We start from the raw sequence: 15,946 nt of genomic DNA on the forward strand, positions 1-15,946 counted from the left end.
ACCATCTGGGCGGTTTTTTTTATAAAGGAGCTAGCCAGAAATGTTTTTTTCTGTTATAATTCAAAACAGTTTAATACTTTTATGATTTGTTGAACAAGAGAGTACTTGTGCTGATTCTTGCTGAGCGAGTTCGGGTGATTGGTGGGAGCCGAATGAAGAAAACACAACGAAGCGCACTTGGAGAATTTCTGCCTTTGAGTGAATCAAAGCGGACGGTCATCTACCGATAACAGATTGAGTGGGTCTTAGTGGATAAGACAACTGGAGTGGTACCGCGGGTAATCTCGTCTCTAGCAATCACAGTAATTGTGATTGCTAGAGACTTTTTTTATTGTCTTCAACAATCATGGAAAATTTAGGAGGAACTTAAATGAATAACAAAGACTTAGTTGCAAAAGCCGTTTATGATGTAGTGAAAGACGACTTGACACTTGAACAAGTACAACAATTATTAGAAAATCCAAAATCAGCTGATCATGGGGATGTTGCTTTTCCAGCTTTTTCATTAGCAAAAATCTATCGTAAAGCACCACAACAAATTGCAGCAGATTTAGCTGAAAAAATTGCACCAGAAAACTTTGAAAAAATCGAAGTGGTTGGACCATACTTAAACTTCTTTATGAATAAAAAAGCGATTAGCCAAGCTGTACTACAAGCAGTAGTAGAACAACAAGCACATTATGGTGATAGCACAATTGGTAATCAAGGTACGGTACCAATCGATATGTCTTCACCAAATATTGCTAAACCAATCTCAATGGGACACTTACGTTCGACAGTTATCGGAAACTCAATTGGTTTTATTTTAGAAAAAATTGGGTATCAACCCATTCGGATCAATCACTTAGGTGACTGGGGAACACAATTTGGTAAATTGATCGTTGCTTACAAAAAGTGGGGTTCAGAAGAAGCGGTCAAAGCTGAACCAATCAATGAATTATTACGTCTTTATGTGAAGTTCCATGAAGTAGCCGAAACTGAACCAGAATTAAATGATGAAGCACGTTCTTGGTTTAAACGTCTAGAAGAAGGCGATGCAGAAGCCATTGAATTATGGCAATGGTTCCGTGATGAATCAATGAAGGAATTCAATAAAATCTATGATTTGCTAGAAGTTCGTTTTGATTCACTGAATGGTGAAGCATTCTATAATGATAAGATGGATGAAGTCGTAGAACTTTTAGAAGAAAAACATTTATTAAAAGAAGATAAAGGTGCAGAAATCGTTGATCTAACTGCTTATGATTTAAATCCTGCCTTGATCAAAAAATCAGATGGTGCAACACTTTATATCACTCGTGATTTGGCTGCGGCACTTTACCGCAAACGTACGTATGATTTTGCACAATCTTTATACGTTGTTGGGAATGAACAAAGCTATCACTTTAAACAATTAAAAGCTGTTTTGAAAGAACTTGGGTTTGATTGGTCAGATGAAATGCATCACATTCCATTTGGGTTGATTACCCAAGGCGGTAAAAAATTATCCACACGTAAAGGCAAAATTGTCTTACTTGAAGAAGTCTTAAATGAAGCAATCGATTCTGCAAAAGAACAAATTAGCGAAAAAAATCCAGACTTGGAAAACAAAGACATCGTTGCTAAACAAGTGGGTGTTGGCGCAGTAATTTTCCATGATTTGAAAAATGATCGTTTGAATACTTTCGACTTTAACTTAGAAGAAGTTGTACGTTTCGAAGGCGAAACAGGACCTTACGTTCAATACACACATGCTCGCGCAATGAGCTTACTTGAAAAAGCAAACTTTGTTCCGTCAGCTGATACACATTATGCATTAAATGATGAAAGCAGCTGGGAAGTGATCAAGTTGGTTCAAAAATATCCAGAAACTGTTTTATCTGCTGGCGAAAAATACGAACCTTCAATTATTGCAAAACATGCAATCAAATTAGCTCAAGCATTTAACAAATACTATGCACATACAAAGATTTTGGCTGATGATGGCCAAAAAGAATCTCGTCTAGCACTTGTTTATGCAGTAGCTGTTCTATTGAAAGAAGATTTACGTTTACTTGGCTTACACGCACCAGATAAAATGTAATTGAACTATTTTTCTTAGAATCGAAAACAAAAATAAAAAGCAACAGACTCAAATGTAAAGTTTGAAGTCTGTTGCTTTTTTGATTATCAATGTAATAAGTGCTTTTTAAAATACAACTCGATTTTCTTGGCATCTTCTTCTGATTCAGAAAGTACGATGACTGTATCAAATCCAGCAATGGTGCTAAGCATATGCGGTGGCTTGATGTCATCTAAGATGGAAGCAAATAAATGCGCATTGTCTGGTAAGGTACCGATGATTGTCAAAAAGTGGACACGTTCGACTTTTAGTACGATTTCTTCAATCATACGAATTAAACGTTGTTCTTCTTCATTTTTTGTTTCGTCATCGTCTTCACCATGAAATAAAACAAAGCGGGAAAGACCATCAGCATCAGGTGCCTTGACGATTTTTAAATCGCGAATATCGCGAGAAATCGTTGCTTGCGTTGCGGTTACCTGATAGTCACCTAATCTCGTTAATAAATCTTCTTGTGTTCGAATGGGAAACTCTTCAATAATCTGTTTAATCAATAAATGTCGGTCGGCTTTTCGCATCGTTTTCTCCTTTACAAAAGATTTCATCCGTATCATAACAAAAAAAGCTAGGATTGCCCACCTGCATTTTTTAATCGAAAGAGTTAAATAGGAAGTCATAGTAGAAAATTCAAGTGGAAGTAAGAATTTTACTTGAAAAAATCAGCTTCTTCCGTTAAACTAATGAATGTTGAGCAGAAAACTTCTTTTTCTTATTGCTATAGATAAACTTTATCTGTATAATAACCAAGGATGCTTTTTTGCATCAATAAATCCACATTTTTGTTGGATTGTCGGTAGGTGCTTGTAAAAGTTTGCTGGCAAGTTTGAAGACAAGAAGAGGAAAATAAAAACCTAATTGGAGGAAACACAAAATGGCAGTAATTTCTATGAAACAATTACTAGAAGCCGGCGTACACTTTGGTCACCAAACACGTCGCTGGAACCCAAAAATGAAGAAATATATCTTCACAGAAAGAAATGGTATCTACATCATTGACTTACAAAAAACAGTTAAATTAGTAGATGCAGCTTATGATTACATGAAAAACGTTGCTGAAGAAGGCGGCGTAGCATTATTCGTAGGTACTAAAAAACAAGCACAAGAAGCAATCAAAGAAGAAGCAACTCGTGCAGGTCAATACTTTGTAAACCACCGTTGGTTAGGTGGAACATTGACTAACTGGGATACAATCCAAAAACGTATTAGCCGTTTGAAACAAATCAATGCAATGGAAGCTGATGGAACTTTTGAAGTTCTACCTAAAAAAGAAGTTGCTGGTTTGAACAAAGAACGCGAACGTCTTGAAAAATTCTTAGGTGGTATCGCTGATATGCCAAGAATCCCAGATGTAATGTACATCGTTGACCCTCGTAAAGAACGTATTGCTGTTCAAGAAGCTCATAAATTAAATATCCCAATCGTAGCTATGGTTGATACAAACTGCGATCCAGATGAAATCGATGTAGTAATCCCTTCAAATGACGATGCAATTCGTGCCGTTAAATTGATCACTTCAAAAATGGCTGATGCATTTATCGAAGGAAACCAAGGTGAAGACCAAGTGGTTGAAGAAGATTTTGTAGCAGAAAACAATGCAACATCAATCGAAGAAATCGTTGATGTTGTTGAAGGCGACAACTCTTCAGCAGAATAATTTTTGAATGATGGAGCTGTTTCAAAGGCTAGGCGACAAGCCTCACTCTCCTTTGAAACAGCTTTTTTTAAAGAAAAACACTACTAGGAGGACTATAAAATGGCAGACGTTACAGCTAAAATGGTAAAAGAACTACGCGACATGACTGGCGTAGGTATGATGGATGCGAAAAAAGCATTAGTAGAAGTAGAAGGCGACATTGAAAAAGCAGTTGATCTTTTACGTGAAAAAGGAATGGCTAAAGCAGCTAAGAAAAATGATCGTATTGCAGCTGAAGGTTTAGCAGCAGTTGCTGTTAAAGGTAACACTGCAGCAATCGTTGAAGTTAACTCAGAAACTGACTTCGTTTCTAAAAACGAAATGTTCCAAGATTTAGTAAAAGAAATTGCAGAATTAGTTGCTGAAAACAAACCAGCTGACATGGAAGCTGCAATGCAAATCAAAACTGAAAAAGGTACAATCGAGTCTGAATTAATCGAAGCTACACAAGTTATCGGAGAAAAAATCAGCTTCCGTCGTTTTGAAGTAGTTGAAAAAGAAGATAACGCTGCATTTGGTGGTTACTTACACATGGGCGGACGTATTGCTGTATTGACAGTTCTAGATGGTACAACTGATGATTCAGTTGCTCGTGACGTTGCTATGCACGTTGCTGCTATCAACCCTCGTTATGTAAATGAATCACAAATCCCTGCTGAAGAATTAGAACATGAAAGAACTGTTCTAACTGAACAAGCATTAAACGAAGGCAAACCTGCTAACATCGTTGACAAAATGGTGGAAGGTCGCTTGAAAAAATTCAAAGCAGAAATCGCTTTGGTTGACCAACCTTTCGTTAAAGATCCTGATATGACTGTTGAAAAATTCGTAGCTTCTAAAGGCGCAACTGTTAAATCATTTGTTCGTTTTGAAGTTGGCGAAGGAATCGAAAAACGCGAAGATAACTTTGTAGAAGAAGTTATGAGCCAAGTGAAAAAATAATTCTGTTGAATAAAACAGATGGGAACGCACACTATTGTGCGCTCCCTTTTTTTAGGCAAATGCCAAAAAATGCAAGCATTTAATGGCTAAATCAACTAATTATGGTAAAATGGCAATAGAAAACATTGGAGGAATGAACATGGTCACACCAAAATATCAACGTGTAGTCTTAAAATTAAGTGGTGAAGCTTTAGCTGGAGATGAAGGATTTGGAATTAAACCTCCAGTCATTAAAGAAATTATTCAAGAAATCAAAGAAGTCCACGAGTTAGGCGTTGAAATGGCAATCGTTGTAGGAGGCGGAAACATCTGGCGCGGACAAACAGGTGCTCAAATGGGTATGGAACGTGCGCAAGCTGATTACATGGGCATGTTAGCGACTGTTATGAACGCTTTAGCCTTACAAGATACATTAGAAAACGTTGGTGTACCGACACGTGTACAAACTTCGATCGAAATGCGTCAAATCGCAGAACCATACATTCGTCGTAAAGCAGAACGTCATTTGGAAAAAGGACGCATTGTTATTTTTGCTGGGGGGACAGGTAATCCTTACTTCTCAACGGATACAACGGCAGCATTGCGCGCAGCTGAAATTGGCGCTGATGTTATTTTAATGGCTAAAAATAATGTAGATGGTGTTTATTCTGCAGATCCAAAAGTTGATGCAAATGCAGTTAAGTTTGAAGAATTAACTCACTTGGAAGTGATTGCTAAGGGATTGCAAGTAATGGATTCAACAGCAAGCTCATTAAGTATGGATAATGATATCCCATTAGTTGTCTTCAATCTAAATGAACATGGAAATATCCGCCGTGCAATTTTAGGCGAAAATATTGGAACTACTGTAAGGGGGAAATAAAGATGGCAGATGCAATTATGGCAGAAGCAAAAGAGAAAATGGAAAAAGCAGCACAAAGTTTACAACGTGAACTTGGACAAATCCGTGCTGGACGCGCGAATGCAAGTTTATTAGACCGAATCACAGTTAATTACTATGGTGCACCAACACCATTGAACCAAATGGCATCAATCCAAATTCCAGAAGCTCGTGTATTGATGATCACGCCTTTTGATAAAAGTATTCTTCAAGATGTAGAGAAGGCGATCATGGCAAGCGACATTGGTATCAGCCCAACGAATGATGGAAATGTTATTCGTTTAGTTATCCCGCAATTAACGGAAGAACGTCGTAAAGAATTAGCGAAAGATGTTAAAAAAGAAGCAGAAAATGCAAAAATCGCTATTCGTAATATTCGTCGTGATGCGATGGATGCCTACAAAAAACAACAAAAAAATGGTGACATTACAGAAGATGATTTGCGCGGACTAGAAAAAGATGTTCAAGCATTGACTGATGACAGCATTAAAGAACTAGATAAAATTGCTGGTGAAAAAGAAAAAGAATTACTAGAAGTTTAGTCTTCCAATTTTTTTCAAAAGGAGTAGCAAAATCAAGATTGATTTTGCTACTCCTTTTTTGATGGAAACTTAAAAATTTTCAAAAAAATAAACAAATTTTTTGGAAAAAATCAGGATTTCATAGGAAATAGAAAGAGATATTGCTATAATGTGTAGGATAGTGGGAATTTTAAGCATAGGAGGGAAAAGAATGTTACGTTTTTTTCCGCAAAAAAACAAGTATATTCAAGAAAAAAGTGAGTTTCAATTTAGCGCTGAGGGAAAGATTCCTCAACACATCGCCATCATCATGGATGGAAACGGTCGTTGGGCACAAAATCGCCGATTACCTCGAATTGCAGGACACAAAGAAGGGATGGAAACTGTAAAAAAAGTAACGAAGGCAGCATCAAATCTGGGTGTGAAAGTATTGACCCTTTATGCATTTTCGACTGAAAATTGGAAGCGACCAACGGATGAAGTTAATTTTTTGATGCAATTGCCTGTTGATTTTTTTGATACATTCGTGCCAGAACTTATTAAGGAAAATGTGAAAGTCCACGTGATGGGGTATGAAAACGTGTTGCCAAGCCACACACAAGATGCTGTGCGTCGTGCAATCGATCAAACTAAAGAAAACACTGGAATGGTGTTGAACTTTGCATTGAATTATGGGAGTCGAGCGGAAATAGTGACGGCAGTGAAGGAGATTACGACTGAAATCAATAATCAAGAATTAGCTGTTGAAGCAATTGACGAAGAAATAATTGCGAATCACTTGATGACAGGGTTCTTACCAAAGGAACTTCGAGATCCTGAACTAGTCATTCGGACTAGTGGAGAAGAAAGAATCAGTAATTTCTTATTATGGCAAATTGCTTATAGTGAACTTTATTTTACAAAAGCATTATGGCCAGATTTTGATGGTAATCATTTGGAGGAAGCAATTGCTTCTTATCAAAATCGTGACCGTCGCTTTGGTGGCGTAAAAAAATTGGATAAAAATGAGGAGGATCAATCATGAAACAACGAGTGATCACAGCTGTCGTTGCTTTAATTTTATTCATTCCAATCATTTGGATTGGTGGAATGGCTGTTGAATTGTTAGGGGCTTTGCTAGCAGTAGTAGGTGTCTACGAGCTGTTTAGAATGAAAGGATTAACGTTATTAAGTTTTGAAGGAATCTTATCTGCGATTGGTGCGGTTTTTCTGGTGTTACCAAAAGAGCGGTGGTTTTTCTTTTTACCAGAAAATACAAGTACATTTATGCTTTTTTATTTTGTTGTAATGATTTTATTGGGAACAAGTGTGGTTTCAAAAAATACGTATACTATTGATGAAGCTGGATTTCCCGTGGTTGTAAGTTTATACGTTGGTATGGGGTTCCAGAATTTCGTGAATGCGCGAACAGAAGGTTTAGTTGTATTACTATTTGGCTTGTTTATTGTTTGGGCAACGGACATCGGTGCTTATATGTTTGGTCGTCGCTTTGGTCAGCACAAATTGATTCCAGCAATTTCGCCAAATAAAACAATTGAAGGAGCGCTGGGAGGTATTGTAAGTGCACTCGTTGTGGCATTGATCTATCTCTTGTTATTCCCTGGAAAAGAATACTTCAATCATGGAACACTAGTTATGTTGTTGTTAACCATTGTCTTCTCTGTTGTTGGTCAGTTTGGTGATTTAGTTGAGTCAGCAATCAAGCGTCACTATGATGTAAAAGATTCAGGAAATATCTTGCCGGGTCATGGTGGAATCTTAGATCGTTTTGACAGTTTACTATTTGTTTTCCCAATCATGCAATTGTTTGGTGTAATTTAAAAGAGTGTGGAAGAAGTGTTTAGTTCTAATAAAAATAAATTGCTAGAAATTATTCCCTCAATTTTTGAGAAATATAGACTTATTTTGAAGAAGTTGCTTCTTGAATACTGTAGATAGAGTTGTGATTCCAAATACTTAGCACCAATTAGAAAGTAGTAAGGTAAAATCATTTCTAAATCGATCAAAAATTTTTTTTGATCCAATGAAAAGAGTAGTGAGTATTGTCGCTACTCTTTTTTGTTTTCGAAAGGTAGCTATTGGTGTCTGTGTCAGACTGTGGTAAAATTATGTTGTTTATCTTCATAAAAACTAGAATAATGCTAGAAAAAGTAAAGGAGAAGTAAACTATGAAAACGATTCTAACTTTTGTCATCGTTTTTGGTATTTTGGTTATCGTCCACGAATTTGGTCATTTCTTCTTTGCGAAACGATCAGGAATCCTAGTCCGAGAATTTGCAATTGGTATGGGTCCAAAAATTTATGGACATCAAGCAAAAGATGGAACGACATATACACTTCGGTTATTACCGATTGGTGGTTATGTAAGAATGGCAGGTAATGGCGACGATGAGACAGAGATGGCTCCAGGTATGCCACTGTCACTTTCACTCAATTCTGATGGTGTCGTAGAGAAAATCAATTTAAGTAAAAAAGTTCAATTAACGAATGGAATTCCAGTAGAACTTGTTCGTTACGATCTAGAGGATGAGCTAACGATTACGGCCTTTGTTAATGGCGATGATTCTGAAGCAGTGACCTATCCGGTAGATCATGATGCTACAATTATTGAGGCAGATGGAACAGAAATTCGGATTGCACCTAGAGATGTTCAATTTCAATCGGCAAAATTATGGCAACGCATGTTAACTAACTTTGCTGGGCCAATGAATAACTTCATTTTAGCGATTCTTTTGTTCATTGTGCTTGCATTCATGCAGGGAGGCGTCCAGGTAACAAATACGAATCAAATTGGCGCGGTACTTCCTGATGGCGCAGCTGAAGTAGCTGGTTTAAAAGAAAATGACCACATCTTAAGTATTAATGATAAAAAAATTGCATCATGGACTGATTTAACAAGTCAGATTACTGCAAATCCAGGGAAAAAATTGAATTTTGAAGTCCAACGTGATGGAAAAGTTCAAGAAATCGAAGTAACACCCAAAACAGTAGAATCCAACGGGCAGGAAGTGGGGCAACTTGGTATACAAGCGCCAATGAAAACTAGTTTTATTGATAAAATCGTGGGTGGAACGAGACAAGCTTTCAGTAGCTCATTAGAAATATTCAAAGCGTTAGGATCACTATTCACAGGATTTAGTTTGAATAAATTAGGTGGTCCGGTGATGATGTTCCAGTTGTCTTCTGAAGCAGCTAGTCAAGGAATGATGACTGTTATTGGGTTAATGGCGATGCTTTCAATGAACTTGGGAATCGTGAATTTATTACCCATTCCAGCATTAGATGGCGGTAAATTGGTCTTAAATGTCATTGAAGGTGTACGTGGTAAACCATTAAGTCAAGAAAAAGAAGGCATCTTAACTTTGATTGGGTTCGGCTTCTTGATGCTATTGATGGTTTTAGTAACATGGAATGATATTCAACGATTCTTTTTTTAACTAGAGTTGACAAATAGGGTATAATAACAAGCGATAACTATTTTGAGGATTAAAGGAGTATATAAAATGAGACAATCAAAGATGTTGATCCCAACACTGAGGGAAGTACCAAATGATGCCGAAGTATTAAGTCATCAAATGCTGTTACGAGCTGGCTATATTCGTCAAGTATCTGCTGGTATTTATTCTTACTTGCCATTAGCAAACCGTGTATTGGAAAAATTAAAAACAATCATGCGGGAAGAATTTGAAAAAATTGGTGCAGTTGAAATGTTGATGCCTGCAATTCTTCCAGCAGAACTTTGGCAAGAATCTGGTCGTTACGACACGTATGGTCCAAACTTGTACCGTTTAAATGACCGCAACGATCGCAAAATGATTTTGGGACCAACTCATGAAGAAACATTCACAGAATTGATTCGTAATGAAATTAATTCATACAAAAAATTGCCACTAAATTTGTATCAAATTCAATCAAAATATCGCGATGAAAAACGTCCTCGTTTCGGGTTGTTACGTGGTCGTGAATTTATTATGAAAGATGCGTATTCTTTCCATGCTTCAGAAGAAAGTTTAGATGAAACATACAAAGATTATGAAAAAGCGTATACTGAGATTTTCAAACGTTGTGGTTTAGACTTCCGTGCAATTATCGGAGATGGCGGTGCCATGGGTGGAAAAGATTCTAAAGAATTTATGGCAATCTCTGAAATTGGAGAAGACACCATTTGTTATTCAACAGAAAGTGACTATGCAGCCAATTTGGAAATGGCAACAAGCTATTATGTGCCTAAAAAATCACATGAAACGCAACTGGCATTAGAAAAGGTGGCAACTCCTGATGCGAAAACAATTGAAGAGGTTGCTGGTTTCTTTGATGTAGAATCACAAAAAATCATCAAATCTGTTTTATTTATTGCAGATGAAGAGCCTGTATTGGTATTGATACGTGGCGATCATGAAGTCAATGATGTCAAATTGAAAAATTTCTTAGGTGCCGACTTTTTAGAAGAAGCAACAGAAGAAGATGCGCAAAAGTATCTTGGAGCTGATTTCGGTTCTGTTGGTCCAGTGAACTTAGCAGATGAGGTAAAAGTTTATGCAGACCGTCACGTTCAAGACTTGGCAAATGCGATTGCTGGAGCAAATGAAACTGGCTTCCACTACATCAATGTAAATCCAGAACGTGATTTTTCTGTTCTTTCTTATGAAGATTTACGTTTTGTCCAAGAGGGCGATCCTTCACCAGATAATAATGGTGTTCTTGCTTTCACAAGAGGAATTGAAATTGGACACATTTTCAAGCTAGGTACTCGTTATAGTGAATCAATGGGTGCAACGGTATTAGATGAAAATGGTCGCGAAAAATTCGTGATCATGGGTTGTTATGGTATTGGTGTAAGTCGTTTACTTTCAGCAATCGTTGAACAAAATGCAGATGAAAATGGTATCAACTGGCCTAAAGGAATTGCTCCTTACGATCTACACGTTGTCCAAATGAACTTGAAAGACGACTATCAAACTAACTTGACAAATGAAGTTGAGCAAACAATGATGGAAGCAGGCTACGAAGTATTAGTGGACGATCGTAACGAGCGTGCGGGAGTTAAGTTTGCAGATTCAGATTTGATTGGGTGCCCAATTCGGATTACTGTCGGTAAAAAAGCCGTTGATGGAATCGTCGAAGTGAAAATCAAGAAGACTGGTGAAATGGTAGAAGTACGTAAAGAAGAGCTTGCGAATACATTACCAATTCTTTTGAACCAAGGTGAATAATTCAAAATAACCTCGAAATTCGAGAGAGACGAAGTCTTTCTCGAATTTTTTAATGTAAATCAAAAGAAAAACGAGTATACTAAATAGTATTGAAAAAATTTATTTGTCTCATAAACAAATAAACTAGAAAGGGCGTATTTTTTTGTCAGAAAAACGAGATTTGTTTGAAAAACTATTAGAACAAATTCAACTAGAGGATGAAGAAAAAAATCATCCGTTAATTTCTACTGGCGAAATGGAACGTGTTGTCGTACATCGTAAATCACGTCTATGGGAATTTACGCTTCATTTTTCGCAAATATTACCGATTATGCTGTATCGTTCATTCCTACAACATCTGACAATCGCGTTTAACGACATTGCACAGGTTAAAGTAATAATCAAAGCGGAGGATCAATCGTTTGATGAACAGTTGTTGCAAGATTATTGGGCACAGGCTTTAGAAAGTCAACAGTGTGACACACCCTTAGTCCAACAAGTCTTAAAGACGCAAGTTCCTATTTTAAAAGATCGAAAAATCGTGCTGCCGGTTGACAAAACGGGTGCGATTTCTTATTTGAAACAACAATATTTACCTTTGGTAGAAGAACTGTATCTTAATTATGGGTTTCCTAAATTCCATATCGAACCGGAAGTCGATGAAGAACAAGCGGCTCGTGTGCTCGAACTTTTTGAAGAACGCAAGCAAGAACAAGCAGAAGCATTCATGAAGCAAGCTGCTGAAAGTCTACTTGTTCATGAACAAAAGAAAAAAGAAAAGAATGAGCAAGCGCCTGCTTTGGAAGGACCAATTCAACTTGGTCGCAATATTCCAACAGATGATCCTGTTACACCAATGATTGACATCGTTGAAGAAGAGCGACGTGTCATTTTAGAAGGGTATGTATTTGATAAAGAGGTTCGTGAACTACGTTCTAAACGAAAAATATTAACGTTGAAAATCACGGATTATACCTCTTCTTTCATTGTCAAAAAGTTTTCAAATGGTGAAAAAGATGAACAAGTTTTCGATGCAATTAGTAAAGGAAGCTGGCTGAAAGTTCGAGGAAGTATCCAAGAAGATACATTCGTGCGCGATTTGGTGATGAATGCCCAAGATATTGTTGAAGTCAAGCACACACCACGTAAAGACTATGCTCCTGAAGGGGAAAAACGAGTTGAACTACATCTTCATAGCAACATGAGTACAATGGATGCGACGAATAGTATCTCTGATTTCGTTGCGCAAGCAGGTAAATGGGGACATAAAGCAATTGCCATTACGGATCACGGAGGGGTACAATCATTTCCTGAAGCACATAGCGCTGGAAAAAAGGCTGGAGTCAAGATTTTGTATGGCGTAGAAGCAAACGTTGTTGATGACGGCGTGCCAATTGCCTATAATGATGCACACGATTCATTGAACGATGCGACTTATGTGGTTTTTGACGTGGAAACGACTGGTCTGTCAGCTGTTTATGATACGATTATTGAATTAGCCGCAGTCAAGATGCATAAAGGAAATGTCATTGAAAGCTTTGATGAATTTATTGATCCTGGTCATCGATTATCAAGAACCACAGTAGACTTAACAGGTATTACAGATGAAATGGTCCGTGGCTCGAAATCTGAAGAAGAAGTTTTAAGAATGTTTCTTGAATTTTCTGAAGGCTCGATCTTAGTTGCCCACAATGCAACCTTCGATATGGGTTTCTTAAATACAAGTTATGCGCGTTATGGAATTCCAGAAGCAAAAAATCCTGTGATTGACACATTAGAATTAGCACGTTATTTATATCCTCAATTTAAACGATTTGGTTTGGGTGTATTGACCAAAAAATTCGGTGTCAGTTTAGAACAACATCACCGTGCCATTTTTGATGCGGAGGCAACAGGTCATTTAGCTTGGATTTTTGTCAAAGAGGCAATGGAAAATCATGAGATGCTTTATCACGATCAGTTAAATGATCATGTCGGTGAAGGAGATTCTTATAAACGAGCTAGACCGTTTCATGCAACGCTTTTGGCGAAGAATCAAGCTGGTCTAAAAGATTTGTTCAAATTGATTTCGATGTCAAATATCAATTATTTTGAGCGAGTTCCTCGGATTCCTCGTTCACAGCTGAAAAAATTTAGAGACAATCTCTTAGTTGGTTCTGCTTGTGATAAAGGTGAAATTTTTGAAGCAATGATGCAAAAAGGGGTCGAAGAAGCAGAAAATCGTGCAAAGTTTTATGATTATATCGAAGTGATGCCAAAGGCAGTCTATGCTCCTTTGTTAGAACAAGAATTAGTGAAAAATGAACACGATTTAGAAGAAATCATTCGAAATTTAGTAAACATTGGGAAAAAGCTAGACAAGGTGGTTGTTGCTACGGGTGATGTCCATTATTTAAATGAAGAAGATGGTATTTATCGAAAAATCTTAATCAACTCGATGGGAGGAGCAAATCCACTTAATCGTCATAGTTTACCGGATGTTCACTTCAGAACGACGGATGAAATGTTAACAGCATTCAACTTTTTAGGTGCAGAACTTGCCAAAGAAATCGTTGTTGATAATACCAATAAAATCGCGGACAGTTGTGAAGAAATCATCCCAGTTAAAGATGAATTGTATACACCAAAAATTCCTGGATCAGAAGATGAAATCACCGAATTAAGTTATAATCGTGCGAAAGAATTATACGGTGATCCTTTACCAGAAATCATTCAAAAACGTTTAGAAAAAGAACTGAATTCAATCAACGGAAATGGGTTTTCAGTTATTTATTTGATCGCTCAAAAGCTTGTGCATAAAAGTAATGAAGATGGTTACTTGGTTGGTTCCCGCGGATCTGTTGGTTCGAGTTTCGTAGCGACAATGACCGGGATCACAGAAGTTAATCCACTAGCGCCACATTATTATTGTCCTAACTGTCAGTATTCGGAATTTTTTGAAGATGGCACATATGGTTCTGGTTTTGATATGCCAGAAAAAAAATGTCCAAAATGTGGCGCACGCTTAAATAAAGATGGTCACGATATTCCATTTGAAACATTCTTAGGTTTCCATGGTGACAAGGTTCCCGATATTGATTTGAACTTCTCGGGGGACTATCAAGCAGAAGCGCATAACTACACGAAAGTTTTATTTGGTGAGGAATATGTCTATCGAGCTGGAACCATTGGAACTGTTGCAGACAAAACGGCTTATGGGTTTGTGAAAGGGTATGAACGCGATCACAACTTACAATTTCGTGGAGCGGAGGTCGACCGTTTAGCTAAGGGTGCAACTGGTGTGAAACGAACTACTGGACAGCATCCAGGGGGGATCATTGTTATCCCAGACTATATGGATGTTTACGATTTTACCCCTATTCAATATCCTGCAGATGATCAGAATTCTGAATGGAAGACCACTCACTTTGATTTCCACTCGATTCATGATAACGTATTGAAACTTGATATTCTTGGACACGATGACCCGACTGTCATTCGGATGCTCCAAGATTTATCTGGAATCGATCCACAAACGATTCCAACAGATGATCCGGAAGTTATGCGGATTTTTGCTGGTCCAGAAGTATTGGGAGTTGATAAGGATCAGATTTTTTCAAAAACGGGTACCTTGGGAATTCCCGAATTTGGCACGCGTTTTGTACGAGGGATGCTTGAAGAAACACATCCAACAACATTTGCTGAATTGTTACAGATTTCTGGACTATCCCACGGGACGGATGTTTGGTTAGGTAATGCGGAAGAACTAATTCGCCGTGGAGATGCAACTTTGGCTGAAGTAATCGGTTGTCGGGATGACATCATGGTTTATTTGATCCATGCTGGCTTAGATAGTGGGATGGCATTTAAAATCATGGAAACCGTTCGTAAAGGTTTATGGACGAAAATTCCTGATGATTTAAGAGAAACATATTTAACCGCAATGAAGGAAAACAACGTGCCAGATTGGTATATTGATTCCTGTTCAAAAATCAAATACATGTTCCCGAAAGCCCATGCGGCAGCTTATGTGCTGATGGCCTTGCGAGTAGCGTACTTTAAAGTGTATTTTCCAATTCTTTATTACTGTGCTTATTTCTCTGTTCGTGCGGATGATTTTAATTTAGTTGCGATGTGTAAAGGAAAAGAAGCTGTCAAAGAAGCGATGAAAGAAATCACTGATAAAGGATTAGAAGCTTCAGTGAAAGAAAAGAATCAGTTAACGGTACTCGAATTAGCAAATGAAATGCTAGAACGTGGCTACCATTTTGGTATGATCGACTTGTACAAATCAGATGCAACAAATTTCGTGATTGATGGTGATACGCTGATTGCACCGTTTCGTGCAGTCCCTAGTTTGGGAACCAACGTGGCAAACCAAATCGTGGAAGCAAGAAAAGATGGACCGTTCTTATCAAAAGAAGATTTAGCAACGCGAGGAAAAGTTTCTAAAACACTGATTGAATACATGGATGATAATGGTGTATTAAAAGATCTGCCAGATGAGAATCAATTATCATTGTTTGATATGCTATAGACAATTTTTATTAACAAAAGGGTAAGAAAAAGCACCAATGTTTAAACGTTGGTGCTTTTATTTTTTTACGAGAAAATTTTTTACAAAAAATAAAAATGAAT

Annotated in this window: 11 protein-coding genes and 1 other annotated feature; of the genes, 10 read left to right on the forward strand and 1 reads right to left on the reverse strand. The window is 37.5% G+C overall.

The window, feature by feature from the left end; all coding sequences use genetic code 11:
• Nucleotides 1-80: 80 nt before the first annotated feature.
• Nucleotides 81-295 (forward strand) — a binding site (T-box leader).
• A gap of 75 nt (nucleotides 296-370) precedes the next feature.
• Nucleotides 371-2,062, forward strand: a complete 1,692-nt coding sequence (argS, locus tag AC4BD1_RS04730) for an arginine--tRNA ligase (RefSeq protein ID WP_490467138.1) — start codon at nucleotides 371-373, stop codon at nucleotides 2,060-2,062.
• Nucleotides 2,063-2,148: 86 nt separating this feature from the next.
• On the opposite strand, the gene AC4BD1_RS04735 is transcribed toward argS, so the two are convergent.
• Nucleotides 2,149-2,619, reverse strand: coding sequence for an arginine repressor (locus AC4BD1_RS04735; protein ID WP_206909684.1), 471 nt, complete (start codon nucleotides 2,617-2,619; stop codon nucleotides 2,149-2,151).
• Nucleotides 2,620-2,972: 353 nt separating this feature from the next.
• Between AC4BD1_RS04735 and rpsB the strand changes: the two genes are divergently transcribed.
• From rpsB to AC4BD1_RS04780, 9 genes are all read left to right on the forward strand, one after another.
• A complete protein-coding gene (gene rpsB, locus AC4BD1_RS04740) occupies nucleotides 2,973-3,755 on the forward strand; it encodes a 30S ribosomal protein S2 (RefSeq protein WP_067484207.1) in 783 nt (260 codons plus the stop codon).
• A 99-nt stretch (nucleotides 3,756-3,854) separates the two neighbouring features.
• A complete protein-coding gene (tsf, locus tag AC4BD1_RS04745; RefSeq protein ID WP_206909687.1) occupies nucleotides 3,855-4,736 on the forward strand; it encodes a translation elongation factor Ts in 882 nt (293 codons plus the stop codon).
• A gap of 139 nt (nucleotides 4,737-4,875) precedes the next feature.
• Nucleotides 4,876-5,598, forward strand: coding sequence for a UMP kinase (gene pyrH / locus AC4BD1_RS04750; RefSeq protein WP_206899828.1), 723 nt, complete (start codon nucleotides 4,876-4,878; stop codon nucleotides 5,596-5,598).
• 2 nt (nucleotides 5,599-5,600) lie between these two features.
• On the forward strand, nucleotides 5,601-6,158 hold the full coding sequence (gene frr, locus AC4BD1_RS04755) for a ribosome recycling factor (RefSeq protein ID WP_206899827.1): 558 nt from the start codon (nucleotides 5,601-5,603) through the stop codon (nucleotides 6,156-6,158).
• Between the two features lie 190 nt (nucleotides 6,159-6,348).
• The gene (uppS, locus tag AC4BD1_RS04760; RefSeq protein ID WP_206909689.1) at nucleotides 6,349-7,161 is read left to right on the forward strand and encodes an undecaprenyl pyrophosphate synthase; all 813 of its coding nucleotides are present in this window, start codon (nucleotides 6,349-6,351) and stop codon (nucleotides 7,159-7,161) included.
• Nucleotides 7,158-7,958 (forward strand): phosphatidate cytidylyltransferase, encoded by an 801-nt coding sequence (locus AC4BD1_RS04765; protein WP_490467140.1) that lies wholly within the window; start codon nucleotides 7,158-7,160, stop codon nucleotides 7,956-7,958. Before uppS ends, AC4BD1_RS04765 begins: the two co-directional genes overlap by 4 nt.
• Nucleotides 7,959-8,305: 347 nt before the next feature.
• Nucleotides 8,306-9,574 (forward strand): RIP metalloprotease RseP, encoded by a 1,269-nt coding sequence (gene rseP, locus AC4BD1_RS04770; RefSeq protein WP_206909692.1) that lies wholly within the window; start codon nucleotides 8,306-8,308, stop codon nucleotides 9,572-9,574.
• Nucleotides 9,575-9,640: 66 nt separating this feature from the next.
• Nucleotides 9,641-11,350: a proline--tRNA ligase gene (locus AC4BD1_RS04775; protein ID WP_490485890.1), complete on the forward strand. Its 1,710-nt coding sequence runs from the start codon at nucleotides 9,641-9,643 to the stop codon at nucleotides 11,348-11,350.
• A gap of 142 nt (nucleotides 11,351-11,492) precedes the next feature.
• The gene (locus AC4BD1_RS04780) at nucleotides 11,493-15,845 is read left to right on the forward strand and encodes a PolC-type DNA polymerase III (protein ID WP_490485891.1); all 4,353 of its coding nucleotides are present in this window, start codon (nucleotides 11,493-11,495) and stop codon (nucleotides 15,843-15,845) included.
• The last annotated feature ends 101 nt before the right edge of the window (nucleotides 15,846-15,946 follow it).

The sequence above is a fragment of the Enterococcus sp. DJ147D b genome (assembly GCF_058216655.1).